Source organism: uncultured Cellulomonas sp., assembly GCF_963527515.1.
Taxonomy (GTDB): domain Bacteria; phylum Actinomycetota; class Actinomycetes; order Actinomycetales; family Cellulomonadaceae; genus Cellulomonas.
In genome coordinates this window covers 1-16,099 of record NZ_CAURTV010000015.1, presented here as the reverse complement: position 1 = coordinate 16,099, position 16,099 = coordinate 1, and the positions used below count along the sequence as shown (strand labels likewise).

General features: G+C 74.3%; 15 protein-coding genes and 1 pseudogene. 10 read left to right on the top strand and 6 right to left on the bottom strand.

Annotation, left to right across the window (positions count from 1 at the left end; all coding sequences use genetic code 11):
- Positions 1–100 precede the first annotated feature (100 nt).
- The 5 genes from RYN42_RS06310 to RYN42_RS06290 all read left to right on the top strand — a co-directional run bounded on the left by RYN42_RS06310 (position 101) and on the right by RYN42_RS06290 (position 5,096).
- Positions 101–541 (top strand): YciI family protein, encoded by a 441-nt coding sequence (locus tag RYN42_RS06310; protein ID WP_315094694.1) that lies wholly within the window; start codon positions 101–103, stop codon positions 539–541.
- Between the two features lie 2 nt (positions 542–543).
- Positions 544–1,740, top strand: coding sequence for a DUF6596 domain-containing protein (locus tag RYN42_RS06305; protein WP_315094692.1), 1,197 nt, complete (start codon positions 544–546; stop codon positions 1,738–1,740).
- Between the two features lie 176 nt (positions 1,741–1,916).
- Positions 1,917–3,350, top strand: coding sequence for an MATE family efflux transporter (locus tag RYN42_RS06300; RefSeq protein WP_315094690.1), 1,434 nt, complete (start codon positions 1,917–1,919; stop codon positions 3,348–3,350).
- A 44-nt stretch (positions 3,351–3,394) separates the two neighbouring features.
- Complete coding sequence (locus tag RYN42_RS06295) at positions 3,395–4,069, top strand: TetR/AcrR family transcriptional regulator (RefSeq protein WP_315094688.1); 675 nt, start codon at positions 3,395–3,397, stop codon at positions 4,067–4,069.
- A 52-nt stretch (positions 4,070–4,121) separates the two neighbouring features.
- On the top strand, positions 4,122–5,096 hold the full coding sequence (locus RYN42_RS06290; protein ID WP_315094687.1) for an NAD(P)-dependent alcohol dehydrogenase: 975 nt from the start codon (positions 4,122–4,124) through the stop codon (positions 5,094–5,096).
- Positions 5,097–5,132: 36 nt separating this feature from the next.
- Here the strand turns inward: RYN42_RS06290 and RYN42_RS06285 are convergent, their stop codons facing one another.
- The 4 genes from RYN42_RS06285 to RYN42_RS06270 are packed head-to-tail and all read right to left on the bottom strand — an operon-like array spanning position 5,133 to position 7,894.
- A complete protein-coding gene (locus tag RYN42_RS06285; RefSeq protein WP_315094686.1) occupies positions 5,133–5,351 on the bottom strand; it encodes a hypothetical protein in 219 nt (72 codons plus the stop codon).
- A 13-nt stretch (positions 5,352–5,364) separates the two neighbouring features.
- Complete coding sequence (locus tag RYN42_RS06280; RefSeq protein WP_315094685.1) at positions 5,365–5,670, bottom strand: hypothetical protein; 306 nt, start codon at positions 5,668–5,670, stop codon at positions 5,365–5,367.
- A gap of 20 nt (positions 5,671–5,690) precedes the next feature.
- Positions 5,691–6,215: a hypothetical protein gene (locus RYN42_RS06275; protein WP_315094684.1), complete on the bottom strand. Its 525-nt coding sequence runs from the start codon at positions 6,213–6,215 to the stop codon at positions 5,691–5,693.
- A 59-nt stretch (positions 6,216–6,274) separates the two neighbouring features.
- Entirely contained in the window at positions 6,275–7,894 is a 1,620-nt protein-coding gene (locus RYN42_RS06270) for an LCP family protein (protein WP_315094683.1), read from the bottom strand.
- Between the two features lie 134 nt (positions 7,895–8,028).
- On the opposite strand from RYN42_RS06270, the gene RYN42_RS06265 reads away from it, so the two are divergent.
- The 5 genes from RYN42_RS06265 (at position 8,029) to RYN42_RS06245 (ending at position 15,198) form a co-directional block, all read left to right on the top strand.
- Positions 8,029–9,345 carry a helix-turn-helix transcriptional regulator gene (locus RYN42_RS06265; protein WP_315094681.1) on the top strand — a complete coding sequence of 439 codons (1,317 nt, stop codon included), beginning with the start codon at positions 8,029–8,031 and terminating at the stop codon, positions 9,343–9,345.
- Positions 9,346–9,446: 101 nt separating this feature from the next.
- Positions 9,447–9,569, top strand: coding sequence for a hypothetical protein (locus tag RYN42_RS06260; RefSeq protein ID WP_315094680.1), 123 nt, complete (start codon positions 9,447–9,449; stop codon positions 9,567–9,569).
- Between the two features lie 323 nt (positions 9,570–9,892).
- Complete coding sequence (locus tag RYN42_RS06255) at positions 9,893–14,251, top strand: hypothetical protein (RefSeq protein WP_315094678.1); 4,359 nt, start codon at positions 9,893–9,895, stop codon at positions 14,249–14,251.
- A gap of 34 nt (positions 14,252–14,285) precedes the next feature.
- The gene (locus RYN42_RS06250; protein WP_315094675.1) at positions 14,286–14,555 is read left to right on the top strand and encodes a hypothetical protein; all 270 of its coding nucleotides are present in this window, start codon (positions 14,286–14,288) and stop codon (positions 14,553–14,555) included.
- 7 nt (positions 14,556–14,562) lie between these two features.
- Positions 14,563–15,198: a dienelactone hydrolase family protein gene (locus RYN42_RS06245; protein WP_315094674.1), complete on the top strand. Its 636-nt coding sequence runs from the start codon at positions 14,563–14,565 to the stop codon at positions 15,196–15,198.
- A 63-nt stretch (positions 15,199–15,261) separates the two neighbouring features.
- Here RYN42_RS06245 and mscL read toward each other — a convergent pair whose 3' ends face one another.
- Positions 15,262–15,717: a large conductance mechanosensitive channel protein MscL gene (mscL, locus tag RYN42_RS06240; RefSeq protein ID WP_315094673.1), complete on the bottom strand. Its 456-nt coding sequence runs from the start codon at positions 15,715–15,717 to the stop codon at positions 15,262–15,264.
- Positions 15,718–15,846: 129 nt separating this feature from the next.
- Positions 15,847–16,099: pseudogene (locus RYN42_RS06235) on the bottom strand (flagellar biosynthesis protein FlgA); the annotation flags it as partial.

The following is a 16,099-nucleotide window of genomic DNA, read 5'->3' as shown; positions in this document are numbered from 1 at the left end:
GCAGGAGATGGTGCCACGGGGAGTGGATGTCGAGAACCGCCGGACGGCTCCGTTCCCCGGATGAGAGTGCCAGCATGGGCACGACGGAAGAGGAGCAACCATGGCCAAGTACCTGCTGATCGTCGACTTCCAGAGCGGTCCGGACGACTCGCCGATGTCGCAGTGGTCCGACCAGGAGGTCGCAGCGCACCTCGACTACTACGGGCGGCTCAACGCCGAGCTCACCGAGCGTGGCGAGCTGGTGGGCGGGGAGGTGCTCACGGGACCCGACCTGGCCAAGGTCGTGACCTCCGACGGCACCACGAAGGTGGTCCTCGACGGCCCGTTCCAGGAGTTCAAGGAGTGGGTGGCCGGCTACCAGATCGTCGACGTCGACAGCGAGGAGCGGGCGCTCGAGATCGCCGCGCTCGTCTCGGCGGTGCCCGGCCGGGGCGGTGTGCCGACGCAGCAGCCGATCCAGGTCCGCCGGATCATGGAGTCCGGACCGGCGGACGTCGAGGAGATGAACGCGTTCCTGGAGACGGCGAGCAACCCGCGCTGAACGTGCCGGGGGAGGTCGAGGACCTGCTGCGCGAGCTGGCGCCGCAGGTCCTCGGCACGCTGGCGCGCCGGTGGGGCGACTTCGACGCGGCGGAGGACGCGGTCCAGGAGGCGCTGATCTCGGCGGCGACGCACTGGACGGCCGACGGCATCCCGCAGCGGCCGCGGGGCTGGCTGCTGCAGACGGCCGCCCGCAAGATGGTCGACCGGTGGCGCAGCGACGTGGCTCGTCGGGAGCGCGAGCTCCGCGTCGCGTCCGAGCCGGCGCCGGGGGAGGCGTCCCAGGAGGACGACACCCTCACCCTGCTGTTCCTGTGCTGCCACCCCGTGCTGACGCCCGCGTCGGCCGTGGCGCTCACGCTGCGGGCCGTCGGCGGGCTGACGACGGCGGAGATCGCCCGCGCGCACCTCGTGCCGGAGGCCACGATGGCGCAGCGGATCAGCCGGGCCAAGCAGCGCATCGCGGCGTCGGGCGAGCCGTTCGCGATGCCGTCGCCGGCCGACCGCCCGGAGCGGCTGCGCAGCGTGCTGCGGGTGCTGTACCTGCTGTTCAACGAGGGCTACCTCGGCAGCGCGGGGCCGGACCTCACCCGGGTCGACCTGTCCGACGAGGCGATCCGGCTCGCGCGGGTCGTGCACGGCGCCGACGACGACGCGGAGGCCACCGGCCTGCTCGCGCTCATGCTCCTCACCGACGCGCGGCGGGCCGCCCGGACCGATCCCGCCGGTGCCCCCGTTCCTCTGGCGGACCAGGACCGGACGCTCTGGGACCGCGACCGGGCAGCGGAGGGGCTCGCGCTGCTCGACGAGGCCATCGGGAGCGGGGCGGTCGGCGAGTACCAGCTGCAGGCCGCGATCGCCGCGGTGCACGTGCGGGCCGCGAACGCGGCCGCGACCGACTGGCCGCAGATCCTCGCGCTCTACGGCCTGCTCGAGCGGATGACGGGCAACCCCGTCGTCACACTCAACCGGGCGGTGGCGGCGGCGATGGTCGACGGACCGGCCGCCGGGCTGGACCTGCTGGACGGCCTCGACGACGGGCTGCCGCGGGTGGACCAGCTGCGGGCTCACCTGCACGAGCTGGCGGGCGACCGCGAGCGGGCGCTGGCGCACTACCGGCGGGCGTCGGCCCGGGCCACGAACCTGGCGGAGCGCCGCCACCTGGACGCCCAGGTGGCCCGGCTCTCCGACGCGGGCTGACCGCCGCAGGGTGCGCCGCCGGACAGATGTCCGAGTTCTCCCAGAACCGCGTGTGACCTGCATCAAATCGTTTCGTGCGGGCGCGATCGTATCGATACGATCGACGTGCGACGCGACCTGGCCCACCGACCTCCGCGGACGTACCACCCCTGTCCCTGCGCTCTCAAGGTCTCGTTGTGCCCAAGGTCCTCACCGCCGGTCGCCCCTGGCGCGTCATCCTCCTGTTCGCCGTCCCCCTGCTCGTCGGCAACGTCGTCCAGCAGCTCTACCAAGCGGCCGACGCCGTCGTCGTCGGCCGCGTGCTCGGCGTCGACTCCCTGGCCGCCGTCGGCGCCACGGGCAGCCTGCTGTTCCTCCTGCTGGGCTTCGCCTGGGGCATGACCAACGGCTTCGCGATCCCCACCGCGCAGGCGTTCGGCGCGGGCGACCACGCCGCCGTCCGCCGGTCGGTGGCGGCCGGGGCCGTGCTGTCCGGTGCCACCAGCGCGGTGCTCACCGTGGCGGCGCCGCTGCTGGCCGGTCCCGGTCTGCGGCTGCTGCACACGCCCGAGGAGCTGCTCCCCGAGGCGACGACGTTCGCGGTCATCAGCTTCCTCGGCGCCAGCACGATGATGTTCTTCAACTTCTTGTCGGCGATCATCCGGGCGATCGGGGACTCCCGGACCCCGCTCATCTTCCTGACCGTCAGCTGCGTCCTGAACATCGTGCTGGTGGTCGGCGCGGTGGCCGGGCTCGGCATGGGCGTGGCCGGTGCGGCGATCTCGACGGTCCTGTCCCAGGGCGTGTCGGTGGCGCTCTGCCTCGACTTCGTGCGCCGCCGGGTCCCCGTGCTGCACGTGCGGCGCGAGGACTGGCGGGTCAGCGGCGCCGACCTGCGCCGGCACCTGCAGCTCGGACTGCCCATGGGGTTCCAGGCCTCGATCATCGCGATCGGCGCGCTCGCCGTGCAGGTCCGCCTCAACGAGCTGGGCTCCGAGGCGGTCGCCGCGTACACCACGGCGGTCCGCGTGGACGGGCTCGCGGTCGCGCTCCTGGCCTCCCTGGGCCTCGCGGTGTCCATGTTCGTCGCGCAGAACCTCGGCGGCGGCCGGCCGGACCGCATCCGTCGCGGCGTTGTGCAGGCGATGGGCATGTCGGTCGTCGGCTCGCTGGTGCTCGGCGCGGTGCTGGTGGCGGGCGGACCGTCGATCATCCGGGTGTTCGTCGGCGACGGGCAGCAGCGCGTGGTCGACATGGCCGCGCACTACCTGCTGGTCAACGGCCTGCTGTACGTGATGCTGGGGGTGCTGTTCGTGCTCCGTGGCGCGCTGCAGGGGCTGGGGCAGACCGTGGTCCCGACGCTCACCGGGGTCATCGAGCTGATCTGCCGCGTCGGCGCGGCCGCGGTCCTCGGTGCCGCGTTCGGCTACAGCGGCGTCGTCTGGGGCAACCCGCTGGCGTGGATCGGCGCGGTCGTCCTGCTGGTGCCCGCGTACGCGGCCGCGCAGCGCCGGCTGGCGCTCGCGCCCGTGACCGGCACCGTGGTTCCCGAGGCGGCGTCGCGGCGGATCACCCGGGTGCGCCGTCGCGGCGTGTCGGGCCGCGTCAAGAAGCGGGTCCCGAGCGCCTGACCCGCACGCACCTCGTACGATCCGCTGAGGGATGAGGTGATGTGGTGACGGCGCAACCGGCGCAGGCGCGGGTCCCGCTCAGCCGCGAGCGCGTGCTCGCCACGGCGGTCGCGATCGCCGACGAGCACGGCATCGACGCGGTGACCATGCGCCGGGTCGCCGACGAGCTGGGCGCCGAGGCGATGTCGCTCTACCACCACGTCGCCAACAAGGGCGACCTGCTGGACGGTGCGGTGGACCGCGTGGTCGGGGAGGTCAACCAGGCGGTCGACGCGCTCGCGCACGACGACGACTGGAAGCAGGGCGTCCGCACGCGCATCCTCACCGCCCGGGCGGTCCTGCTGCGGCACCGCTGGGCGCCGCGCGTGCTGGAGACGCGCACGGCGCTGAGCCCGAACGTCGTGCGGTACCACGACCGGCTGGTCGGCCTGCTGCGGGCGGGCGGGTTCTCCCACGACCTCATCCACCACGCCCTGCACGCCCTGGGCAGCCGCGCGCTCGGGTTCTCCCAGGAGCTGTTCGACCCCGGCTCCGGGGGCACCCCCGGACCGCTCCCGCCGGAGCTGGCCGGTGATGTCCCGCACCTGCTGGCCATGCTGCAGGAGGTCGTCCACGACGACCCGGGCTCGACGATCGGCTGGTGTGACGACCAGACGGAGTTCGAGTTCGGCCTCGACCTGCTGCTCGACGGCCTCGAGCGCCGCCGAGCGGCCCCTTGACCTGCCTTACGTTGTAAGACACCCTCTTCCTTACAACGTAAGGGAGAGGGTCATGAAGGCGATCGTGCAGACCAGGTACGGCTCATCGGACGTCCTCGCGCTCGAGGACGTGGACCGGCCTGTGCCGGCCGCAGACGAGGTGCTGGTGCGGGTGCGCGCGGCGTCGCTCAACGCCCGCGACTGGCACCTGATGCGCGGCGACCCGTACATCGCTCGGCTCTCCGCGCAGTTCGGGCGGCGTGGGCCGAAGGAACCGATCCGGGGGTCCGACTTCGCCGGTGTGGTCGAGGAGGTCGGCCGTGACGTGACGGGCCTGCGACCGGGCGACGAGGTGTTCGGCGAGTCCGACGGCGCGCTCGCCGAGTACGTGGCCGCCCCGCAGCGGCTGGTGGCGCGCAAGCCCGCCGCGCTGACCTTCGAGCAGGCCGCGGCCATGCCGCTGGCGGGGACGACCGCTCTGCAGGGTCTTCGCGGGCTGGTGCAGCCCGGCACGACCGTCCTGGTCAACGGCGCCTCTGGCGGCGTCGGCACCTTCGCGGTGCAGCTGGCCCACGCGTGGGGCGCGGAGGTGACGGCGGTCTGCAGCACGCGCAACGTCGACCTGGTCCGGTCGCTGGGCGCCGACCAGGTGGTCGACTACACGCGCGAGGACGCCTTCCGGGCGGGCCGCCGGCACGACGTGGTGCTCGACCTCGTCGGCAACCGCTCGCTGCGGGACCTGCGCCGCGCGACCACGCTCACCGGGACCCTCGTCCTGTCCGGCGGCGGCGTCTGGCACGGCGGGAGCCTCTTCGGTCCGATCGGCCTGATCGCGCGCAGCCGGCTGGCGGCGCCGTTCGTCCGCCAGCGGGTGGTCCTGCTCTCGACGGTGCCCGGCGCGGAGGAGCTGGACACGCTGCGAGAGCTGGCCCAGGCCGGGACGATCGTCCCCGCGATCGACCGGACGTTCCCGCTGCCCGCCGCCGCCGACGCGATGAGGTACCTCGAGGGTGAGCATGCCCGGGCCAAGGTGGTCATCACGGTGTAGCCCGCCAGCGCGGGCTACACCGTGACGGTGTGGGCGTCAGGCCCGGGTGACCAGCCTGCGGCTGGTGGGATCGACCGACAGGGCGGCCAGCGCCCGGGACGCGGCCTGCTCGGCGTCCGGACCGGACAGGTCGGGGAAGCCGGCGGGGAGCTCGAAGTCCCCGGAGGGCCCGTCCTCGGCGTCGGCCAGCAGGCCGTCGCCGAGCCCGATCGACCGGATCGTGCCGTCCTCGGTGTACGTGACGTGCGCTCTCATGTCCTGCTCCGTCCTAGGGCTCGATGAAGCTGAGGTTGAGGTACCACAGCTGCGGGGCGTCGGGTCCGATGCTCTCCACCTGCACGCGGACCGTGGGCAGGTCGCCGGTGTTGGGGTTGGGGTTCTCGGACGTGACTGACAGGGTGGTGACCCGCAGCTGCCGGTCCTCGCCCCCGGCGTTGAACGGCGAGGCGCTCGCGGTCACGACCGTCTCGCGGTACGAGCCGGCCGCACGCACCGGCAGGAAGAGCTTCTTGTTGCGGGTCTCGCCCGCGAGGAAGCCGTTGGCCTCGATGAACTCGAAGTGCGATCGCCGCACGGTAGGCATCGGAGCGCCGCCTACTGCACCGCGACGGTGCTGCTGTACGAGCCCTTGGCGTCCGGGTCCGCCTCGCTGTGGTTGGTCAGCGGGTGGTCCCAGGACGTCTGCCAGCCGGCGACCGAGACGCGCACGAGCTCCTTCGAGGTGGTGGTCGGCCGCGTCGGGCGGAACATGAACGGAAGCGTCGACCACGTCACCGGGTTGTTCGGCTGGTGGGCGGGCAGGTCGGGGAACCAGCCGGCGTTGGTCTCCCACGAGGCCACGTACTGCGCGGCCGCGCCGTTGCCCTTGACGAGCGTGCCGTGGAGTCCCTCGATCTTGAAGGAGAGGTCGGTCATCTCCAGCGGGCCGCTGTTGGTGACCTGGAAGCGGAACTCGACCTCGTCCTCGTCGCTGATCACGGCACCGGGCCAGTTGACGTCGATGATCTCGATCGTGACGTAGGTGCTCGGGTAGTCCTTCAGTGCGGTGGTGATGTCGTCCAAGACGGTCATGATCGTGCCCTTCATGGTGGTCGGGCCGCGTGTCGGCCCGGTTGCCATGAACGAACCGTCCAGGGGTCGTCCTGATCGGTGGGGAAACCCCAGTCCTCCCCCAGACGTCAGTCCGGCGCCGGACCCCGGCCCAGCGTGTCCGTGCGCAGCGCGTCCATCAGGGCGGCGAACGGAGCGGCGTCGGGGACCACCACGGGCGCGCCACCGACCGCGGAGACCGTCGTCGGCACCGGGACGACCTCCACCTCTCCGGGACCCAGCGTGCGGATGCTGGTGAGCAGGCCGACCATCTCCGCACGGTCGAACCCCTCGTCCACCGCCACGGAGCCGGAGACGACCCCGAGCAGCCGCAGCCACGTGGCGGGGCTGTTGCGCACGTCGCCGTCGCCCAGCCGGTCGAGGATCGCGCGGAGCCAGTCCACGGAGCGCTCCGCCCGGGCCAGGTCGTCGTCACCGGGCTCGCGCACCCAGGCGAGGGCCTGCGTGCCGTCGAGCCGACGTTCACCCGCGCCCACCTGCCGTCCGCCGACCACCAGGGGGCTGTCCAGCTGGAGGTCCACACCGCCGAGGCTCTCGGTCACCCGCGCGAACGTCTCGGAGTCGGTGAGGGCCACGTGGTCCAGCCGGACGTCGGTGAGCTGCTCGACGGCCTGCACGGCGCCGGCCGGCCCGCCGACCGCGAACGCGGAGCGCAGGGTGGCACCGGCGGTGTCCGGCGAGTCGGGGGACTGGATCGACAGGTCGGGCGGCATCGCCACCACCTGGGCGCTGGCGCGGTCCGCCGCGACGTGCGCGAGCAGGACCACGTCCGTCTGCGCGGCCGCGGCCGCCCAGCCCTGGCCGTCCTCGGTGCGGACGTCGTCGGTGGACCCGAGCACGAGGATCGTCATCGGCCGCTCACCGCCCGACGCGACGGGTGCCGGGCGGTCGGTCAGGCCCGCGAACGGGTCCGCGAAGCGCTCCACGCGGTTGTCGAGCATGCCGGCGACGAGCAGGGCGCCGGCGGTCGCGACGACCAGGAGCAGGACCAGCGACCCCAGGACGGCGATGAGGGCGTTCCGGGCCCGGTGGCTCCGCCGGACGGGTGGCTCGTCGTGGGTGGGCGGGGGAGGGTTGTCGTCCCCGGGGTGGGCGAGCACCGGTCGCGCGATGTCCTCCACGGCGGCGCGCACCTGGTCGAGCGAGCGCTGGTAGGCGCCGCGGCCCAGGTCAGCCGGGTCCGCGAGGTCGTCGTCCGCTGCGACCGCGGGGGCGGTGGGTCCGCGCCGCGCCGGAGCGGCGCGGACGAGGGCGTCGAGCCGACCGGCGGCGTCGCCCTCGGGCAGCGCCGACGGACCGAGCGACGCGGCCACCCGGGCCAGCTCCCGCACGGTGAACGTGCGGCCGACGGCCGACGGGACGAGCCGGACCACGGCGGAGCGCTCGTGCCGGGTGACGGTCAGCACGAGGTCGGCGGACTCCACCAGGTCGCGGTCGATCTCACGCGGCCGGTGACCGCCGGCCGCCACGCCCGTGGCGTCCAGCAGCTCGGTGAGGTGCTCGGGCACCCGCTCCCCGGGCTCGGGGTGCGTCCCGGCGCTGGTCACGGCGACGTCGGCCGAGTCACCGAGCCGGTCGAGGAGCAGGCGCTCGGCGGCGAGCGACCGGCACACGTTGGTGGTGCCGACCACCAGCACGCGGAACCGGCGCGCGACGGCCACGGACGTGGCTGCCGGGGTCGGGGTCATCGAGCCAGTGTGTGCGAGATCTCCTGCGGGCGCTATGGAGGGGTTCCTCCGGTTTGTCCGGTTGCGCTCACCCGTTCGGTCGGCGCCCGGCCGCGTTGCTTCCGGTCGATCGGCTCGGTCCCTATCGTAAGTACGTGAACCCGCTGAGCAGACGTGTGCGCGAGGCCCGGGAGAAGGCCGGGCTGAGCCAGGGCGAACTGGCTCGCCGGGTCGGGGTGCATCCCACCTACATCTCCCACGTCGAGCGCGGTCGGCGCGCGCTGGGGGAGGACGCCCTGGCGCGGGTGGCCGAGGTGCTCGGGGTCTCCGTCGCCTTCCTGCGGGACGGCGAGCAGGCGCCGGAGTACCGGTCCGCGCAGGACGCGCTCGTCGAGGGCCGCCGCCTGTCCCGCATGGGTGAGGCGCGGGCGGCCGCGGACGTCCTCGCGCAGGTCTCCGTGTCGGGGCTCGACGTGGACATGGCCGCGCGGGTGGGCCTCGCGCACGCCGAGGCGCTCGACCTGGCGGGGGATCTCGAGGGGTCGGTGGACGCCCTGGAGCGGGTGTGCGCCCGGCTGATCTCGGTGCAGCGGTACCCGCAGGCGGCCTACGCCGCGATGCGGATCGTCATGGCGCTGACCGAGGCGGCGGACCTGCACCGCGCGGTGAGCCGGGGAGAGGAGCTGCTGGCCCAGCTGCCCCCGTCCGCCGCGGGCAGCGACGAGGTCGTCCGCCTGGAGTCGACGATCATCTGGGCCTACATCGCCCGCGGAGACACGACGTACGCGCGGTACCGGGGGCGGCAGCTGCTGGCGCACACCCGCGAGCACGGCTCGGCCCGAGCGGTCTCGTCGGTGCACTGGAACCTCGCCTTCGTCGACGACGCCCTGGGTGATCCCGACGCCGCGCTGGCGCAGCTCGAGTCGGCCATCGCGCTCGCGGGCGCGGACGAGATCGACCGCGACCTGCCCCGCCTGCGCCTGGACCGGGCCTTCCTGCTGGTCTCCGTCGAGCCGCCGCGGCCACAGGAGGCGCTGGCGGACCTGGACGCCGCGCAGACCGCGCTCGAGGTGGGCGAGTCCCAGATCGAGCTGGCCCGCGCCGACTCGGTCCGGTCGCGTGCCTGGCTGCTGCTCGACGAGCCGGCGGCGGCCCAGCGGTACGCCGCGCAGGCGGTGGAGCTGCTGCGCGCGGGCGTGCGCCGTGACTCCGCGTCCGCGCACGAGGCGCTCGGCGACGCGATGCTCGCGCAGCGGTCGCGTCCGGAGGCCGTCAAGGAGTACCGCTCGGCGGCCGAGCTGCTCGACATGATCTCGTCGGGACGGTCCGCGGCGACGCTCTGGCGTCGGATCGGTGACCGGCTGCGGGTGGCCGGCGACGAGGACGATCGGGTGGTCGAGGCGTACGGCCGTGCGCTGGCGGCTGCGGGCATCCGGGGGGTTCTCCCGGTGCCGCCCCCGTCAATACGGTGATGTCTACCCCCTAGTGTCCTGCGTCATTGCGGTGCAGACATGGGCTAGGGACCATTCGGGGTGTACGGGAGAGTCCGGTACATCTTCGGGAAGGTCCCCTCATGAAGAAGCTCAGCATCGTCCTCGTCGTCGCCCTCACCGCTTTCGCCGGTGTCACCAGCGCCAGCGCCTCCGTCGCCGCCCCCCAGCTGTCCGCCTCGCCCTGCTGCAAGACGGGCTTCTGACCACCGGCGCCTGAGCCGGCCCGCCGACCGGTGGACGCCCCTGCGTCTGCCGGTCCGGCCACGCTCGTCCAGGTGACTCCCAGGTGCGCACAACCTGCGCGGGATTCACCCGGACGGATGGCCTGGACGTTTGACCAGCACCACATCCGTGCCGCACACTCGTCATGACGGTGCGCATCGCCTGCCCCCTGCGCGGTGCGCACCGTCTTCACGTCCGGAGAGCGGGACGGGTCCCCCGACCTGTCCCGCTCTCTGCATGTGCACCCGCCCCGCGTCGGCGCGCCATGCCCGTGATCACGCGGGTGCGCGGTTAGCGTTCCAGCGTGACCATCCCCGTGCGCACCCCCGGCCCGGGACCCGACCAGGCTCCCCAGACCGGCGCAGACCCAGCCGACCGCCCGGTGCTCGTCGAGCCCCCCACGCCCACCGAGCTCCTCGAGGGCGCGGTGGCGACCTGGCGCGCGTCCCTGGTGGAGGCCGCAGGTGGGTCGACGCTCGTCGACGTGGAGCTGCTCGGTGAGGCGGCGCTCGACCTGTCGGCCGCGCACCCCTCGGGCATCTCCCAGCTGTTCGCCGGCCGTGAGACCCGCCTGTCCAACCTGGTCCGGGAGGGCGCCGCGCTGTCCACCGCCCGTCGGCGCGCCCGGTCCGTCAGCGCGCGGGCCGCCGTGTACGCCCAGCGGTACGGCATCGCGCCCACGTCCCTGGCCATCGGCGTCGCCACCTGGACGGAGCGGACCACCCCGGACATCGCCAGCGACGACGTCGCCGCCCTGGCCTCGGTGACCCGCCAGCGCTCCCCGGAGGGCGACCAGCACGACGCCACCGCACCCCGCACCGTCCGCGCTCCCGTCCTCCTGCGCCCGGTCACCCTGCGCGCCCGCGGGTCGGGGGAGAGCGACTACGAGCTCGCGCTCGAGCCCTCGCTCGAGGTCAACCCCGTGCTGGCCCGGGCGCTGCGTGCCCGCGGCGCGCTGCTCGACCCCGGCGCTGTGGCCCGCGGCACCTTCACGTCCAACGGGTTCGACCCGCGCGGCGCCCTGCAGCGGCTGACGTCGCTGGGTGAGGCCGTCCTCGACGACTTCTCGATGAGCGAGCGGGTGGTGGTCGGCACCTTCGTGCACCCGGGCCAGATCCTGGTCGACGACCTGGACAACCTGTCCGGCACGCTCGAGCGCCACGAGGTGGTGGCCGCTCTCGCGGGCGTGGAGGAGTCCCGCACGCGGCTGCAGCGGGTGCTCCCGCCGCCGGTGCGCGGCGACCGCGACCCCGGCCACGAGCGTGGCGTCGGCGACCTCGACCCCGCGCAGCAGCACGTCCTCGACGTCGTGGCCACCGGCTCGCACCTGTTCGTCGACGCCCCCGCCGGCGCCGACGTCACGGGCACCCTGGCCGCTCTTGTCGCCGACGCCGCGGCCTCCGGACGGACCGTGCTGTACGTGCCCGGCCACCGGCGCGCCGCCGCCGCGCTGGCCGACCGCCTCGGCACCCTGGGCCTCGGGGACCTGCTCCTGGACGTCGCCCCCGACGCCGGCTGGCGGTCCGCCATCTCCCGACGCCTGCTCGGCGCCATGACCCTGGACGCCCCGGCGGTCGACACCCAGGGCGTGGTGGCCCTGCGCAGCGAGCTCGTCGGCACCCGCGAGCGCCTGCGCTCCTACGTCGACGCCCTGCACGCCGAGCGCGCGCCGTGGGGCGTGTCGGCGTACGACACGCTCCAGCAGCTCGCCCGGCTCACCTCCACGCGGCCGACGCCGAAGACCACCGTGCGCCTCTCTCCCGACGTGGCGCGGGTGCTCGACGCGCCCCGCCGCGAGGACCTGACGGCCGACCTGGTGCGCGCCGGGGAGCTCGGGGCGTTCCGCCTGCGTCCCACCGACACCCCCTGGTACGGCGCCGACCTGCGCACCCGCTCCGACGCTGAGAACGTGGTCCGCCGCCTGGCGCGCCTGCTCGACTCGACGCTCCCGGCGCTCGTCGAGCGCACCGCGCAGGTGGCCGCCGAGACCGGGCTGACCCAGGCCACGACCGTGCTGGCCTGGGCGGAGCAGCTGACCATGCTCGACGGCGTCCGTGCCGCCCTCGACGTGTTCCAGCCGATCGTGTTCGAGCGGACTGCCGCGGACCTGGTCGCCGCGACCGCCACCAAGGAGTGGCGTGCGGAGCGCGGGATCGAGATGGGCTACTTCCTGCGGCGCCGGTTGCGCAAGCAGTCCAAGGACATGGTCCGGCCCGGGCGGCCCGTGGCGGACCTGCACGCGGGGCTGCTCGAGGTGCAGGCCCGGCGCGAGGTCTGGCAGGCGCACTGCCCGTCCGGGGGCTGGCCGCGGCTGCCCGACGGGCTCGAGCACATCGAGGAGGAGCTCGCCGCGGTCCGGACCGACCTCGACGCTCTCGAGGAGGTGCTCGCCACGACCCCCGGCGGCGCGGGCCTGCCCGGCCTGCCGTTCGCCGCGCTGACCGAGCGCCTGACCCGGCTGCGGTCGGACACGGACGCGCTCACGGACCTCCCCGACCGCACGGCTCTGCTGCACCGGCTCCGGTCGGCGGGCCTCGGAGCCCTCGTCGACGACCTGGCGACCCGCCGCATCGACCCCGCCCTGGCGCCGGCCGAGCTCGACCTGGCCTGGTGGAGCACCGTCGTCGAGCAGATCCTCGGCGCGGACCCGGCGCTCGCCGGGTACGACGGTGCCGCGCTCGGCGCCCTGTCCGCCCAGTACGCGACGCTCGACCGCGCGCACGTGGCCAGCCTGTCCGGGCCGGTGCTCGGCGCCGTCGTGGGTCATGTCTCGCACGCCCTGCGCCAGCACCGCGAGCAGGCCGAGGCGCTGTTCGGCGACCTCGTCGAGGAGCGGTTGACGTCCCTGCGGGACACGATCGTGCGGCACCCCGACGTGGCGCGCCGGCTGCGGCCGGTCATCGCCGCCAGCCCCATGCTGGTGCCCCAGGTCCTGCCGCCCACCCGCACGGTGGACCTCGTGGTCATCGACTCCGCCGCGCACCTGCCCGTGGAGGTGGCCCTCGCCGCCGTCGCGCGCGGTCGCCAGGTGGTCGTGGTCGGTGACGCCCGCTGCGCCTCGGGCAGCGCCGTGCGCGAGCTGGCGGCGGTGCTGCCGTCGGTGGCGCTGCGCGCGGACTCCTCCCGGCGGGACCCGTACCTCACGGCGTTCCTCGCGGCGCACGGCTACGCGGGCGTGCTGCGCCCGACGCCCCTGCCACAGCACCGGCCGCTGGTCGGCCTGGACGTCGTCGACGGCACGGGCATGCCCGACGGCGAGACCGGCTCCGTGGACTCCACGCGCGAGGAGGTCGAGCACGTGGTCGAGCTGGTGCTCACCCACGCGCTGTCGCGCCCCGAGGAGACGCTCGCCGTCATCACGGCGACCTCGACCCACGCCGAGGCGATCCGCGAGGCGGTCCTGTCCGAGGTCCGCGGCAACCCGGCGCTCGCTGCCTTCTTCGACTCCGGCCGCGTGGACCCGTTCGTCGTCACCGACCTGCCCAACGTCGCGGGGCTGCGCCGCGAGGCGATCATCCTGTCGCTCGGCTTCGGCCGGACCCCGCACCGCCGCGTGCTGCACACGTTCGGGCCGATCTCCACGCCGGGCGGCGACGCGCTGCTGCTCGACGCCCTCGGCTCCACCCGGCACCGCCTCACGGTGGTGTCGTGCTTCGGTGCCGACGACCTCGACCCGGAGCGCCTGCGCGGCCCGGGCCCGCGGCTGCTGGCGGGCCTGCTCGCGTTCGTGGCCCGCCGCGGTGCCGGCGACGACGTCTCCGACCTGGTGACGCCCCCCGAGCCCACCGACCCGCTGCTGCGGTCCCTGGCCCAGGCCACCGCCGCGGCCGACGAGGCGCTGGCGGCGTCGAGCGAGCCCGACCGCCTGCTGCTCGACCTCGCCGAGCGGCTCTGGAAGCACGGGCTGCTGGTCGAGGCGGACCACGGCATCCCCGGCGGCGACCGCATCCCGCTCGTCGTCGGCCACCCCGACCTGCCCGGCCAGATGCTCGTCGCCGTCCTCACCGACGACGCGCAGTACACCGCGGAACCCAGCGTCCGCGTCCGCGACCGGCTCACCGCCGACCGCCTCGAGCGCGTGGGCTGGAGCGTCGTGCGGGTCTGGTCCGCGGCCGCGTTCATGGACCCGCAGGCCGAGGTCGACCGCATCCGGCGCGCGGTGCACGCCCGCGTGCCCGCCCCGTCGGCACCGCGCAGCGCCCCGCTGCAGCTCGGCCTGATCGAGGAGACCGACGACGTCGAGGAGCTGCCGACACCGTCGGCTCCCCGCCCGTCCCCGTCCCCGCGGCCGTCGCCCGAGCCGCCTGCGCAGACCGGTGCGTGGTCCGTGGTCGAGGTCGTCGACGAGCCTTCGTCTTCGCCTTCGCCTTCGCCTTCGGCGGAGCCTGAGCCGGAGCCCGACGACGCCCGCCCGCCGAGCCGTGCCCTCCAGCTCGCTCTCGCCGTGCCCACCCGGCAGCGCCCCGACGTCCGCCGCGGGCTCCCCATCGGCGCCTACAGCGACGACCAGCTCGACGAGCTGGTGGCGTGGCTGCAGTCGGACGAGCAGGAGCGCACCCGAGAGGAGCTGGCCGCGGCGCTGCGCGACGAGCTGGGCATCACGCGCCGCTCCTACCGCATCGACACGGCGGTACGCAGCGCCATCACCCGCGGGATGCGCTGACCCGACCGCCGGGCGGTGGTGGGATCATCGGGGCATGACGTCCGCCGAGGGAGCACCCGTGCGCCGGTCGCGCCGTGCGGTGCGGCACGCCGGCACGGTCGGGACCGACGACGCCGTGCTGGTCTCGACGCACCCCGCCCTGCCGACGAGCCCGGCGCCGACGGCCGCCCCTGAGCCGAGCGTCACCGCTGCCGAGCCGGTGGTGGCTACGCGCAGCGCCGACGACACCGACGTCGGCTGGGGCGAGGCCGAGGGCGGCTCGAACGACGACCGCCTGAGCCGGGACAAGCCTCCGCACTGGTGACGCGCGCGTGTCGGACCGCTGCGGGACGATCAGCGGGTCCGTGCACCGAGCGAAGGAGAGTTCCATGGCCGAGGTCCTGCTGTTCCACCACGCGCAGGGGCTCACGCCCGGCGTCCAGGAGTTCGCCGAGACGTTGCGCTCCGCGGGCCACGTGGTGCACGTCCCCGACCTGTTCGACGGGCACGTGTTCGCGGACCTGGAGTCGGGTCTGGCCTACGCGGACGAGGTGGGGTTCGGCACCGTCATGGGCCGCGGGCAGCACACGGTGGACACCCTGCCCGCCGAGCTGGTCTACGCCGGGTTCTCCCTCGGGGTGCTGCCGGCGCAGATGCTCGCGCAGACGCGCCCGGGGGCTCGCGGCGCCCTGTTCTTCCACTCGTGCGTGCCGACCGCGGAGTTCGACAGCCCGTGGCCGGCGGGTGTGCCCGTGCAGGTCCACGGGATGGACGCCGACCCCTTCTTCGCCGGTGAGGGCGACCTCGACGCGGCGCGGGCGCTGGTGTCGGAGGCGTCGGACGCGGAGCTCTTCGTGTATCCGGGCGACCAGCACCTGTTCGCCGACTCCAGCCTGCCGTCGTACCGCCCGGAGGCCGCGCAGCTGCTCACGGAGCGCACCCTCGCGTTCCTGGCCGCTCTCCGGTAGACGACGAACGGCCCGGGTGGTGCCCGTAGCGGGCACCACCCGAGGCGCGTGTCGAGACGGCGGTCAGACGGCCGGCGGGACCGACGGCGGCGGCGTCGTGGCGCCCCGTCCCGCGTCGTTGACGATCGCCGGGGTGAGGTTGCGGGCCAGCAGGTCGCGGATCTCTTGCAGCACCAGGACGTCCTCGGCCGGAGCCACGGGCTCGACCTCCTCGCCGCGCTTGCGGCGGGCCGCCATGGCGTTCATGGGCACGACGATGAAGAAGTAGACGGCGGCGGCGGTGAACAGGAACAGGATCAGCGCCTGCAGGATCAGCCCGAACGAGAACACCGCGTTGTTGAGCTCGAACATCCAGACCTGGCTCAGGTCCGTCTGACCGAGGATCGCCGAGATCAGCGGCCCGATGAACCCGTCGACCAGCGACTGCACGACCGCGCCGAACGCGGCACCGATCACGACACCGACGGCCAGCTCGATCGCGTTTCCGCGTGAGATGAAGTCCTTGAATCCCTGGAGCATCTTCGCGGTTCCCTTCGGTCCGTGGCCGCCTTCTGCAGCCACTCGTGGTCGGTCTGAGGTGGTGCTCGTGCGAGTGCGGGGAGGTGGGGATGAGCCGGGTCTCCCGTCATACCGGTCCGGATCGGACGATCATGGCACGACGACCGCCGAGAGCAAGGCAGAAGCGGCGGCCCCGGCCAGACCGGGTGCCTCGGTCGGGGAGACGGCGAGCAGGACGGGGACCGACGTGTCACCGGAACCGCCGAGCCCCAGGGCGCCGCCGGCCCGGTCCTGCCGCGCGACCGGGAGGACGAGCGCCCGCGTCGCGACCACCCCGCCCGGGCCGCCCTCGGCCGTGGCGGCCAGCACGTCCACCCGCATGCCGGGGGAGAGCAGTCCGGCC

What these genes read in the sequence shown, in the direction of transcription:
- RYN42_RS06310 (WP_315094694.1), top strand. Translation starts at nt 101, where the DNA reads ATGGCCAAGTACCTGCTGATCGTCGACTTCCAGAGCGGTCCGGACGAC.
- RYN42_RS06290 (WP_315094687.1), top strand. Translation starts at nt 4,122, where the DNA reads ATGAAGGCGATCGTGCAGACCAGGTACGGCTCATCGGACGTCCTCGCG.
- RYN42_RS06285 (WP_315094686.1), bottom strand. Translation starts at nt 5,351, where the DNA reads ATGAGAGCGCACGTCACGTACACCGAGGACGGCACGATCCGGTCGATC.
- RYN42_RS06275 (WP_315094684.1), bottom strand. Translation starts at nt 6,215, where the DNA reads ATGGCAACCGGGCCGACACGCGGCCCGACCACCATGAAGGGCACGATC.
- RYN42_RS06270 (WP_315094683.1), bottom strand. Translation starts at nt 7,894, where the DNA reads ATGACCCCGACCCCGGCAGCCACGTCCGTGGCCGTCGCGCGCCGGTTC.
- RYN42_RS06260 (WP_315094680.1), top strand. Translation starts at nt 9,447, where the DNA reads ATGAAGAAGCTCAGCATCGTCCTCGTCGTCGCCCTCACCGCTTTCGCC.
- RYN42_RS06250 (WP_315094675.1), top strand. Translation starts at nt 14,286, where the DNA reads ATGACGTCCGCCGAGGGAGCACCCGTGCGCCGGTCGCGCCGTGCGGTG.
- mscL (WP_315094673.1), bottom strand. Translation starts at nt 15,717, where the DNA reads ATGCTCCAGGGATTCAAGGACTTCATCTCACGCGGAAACGCGATCGAG.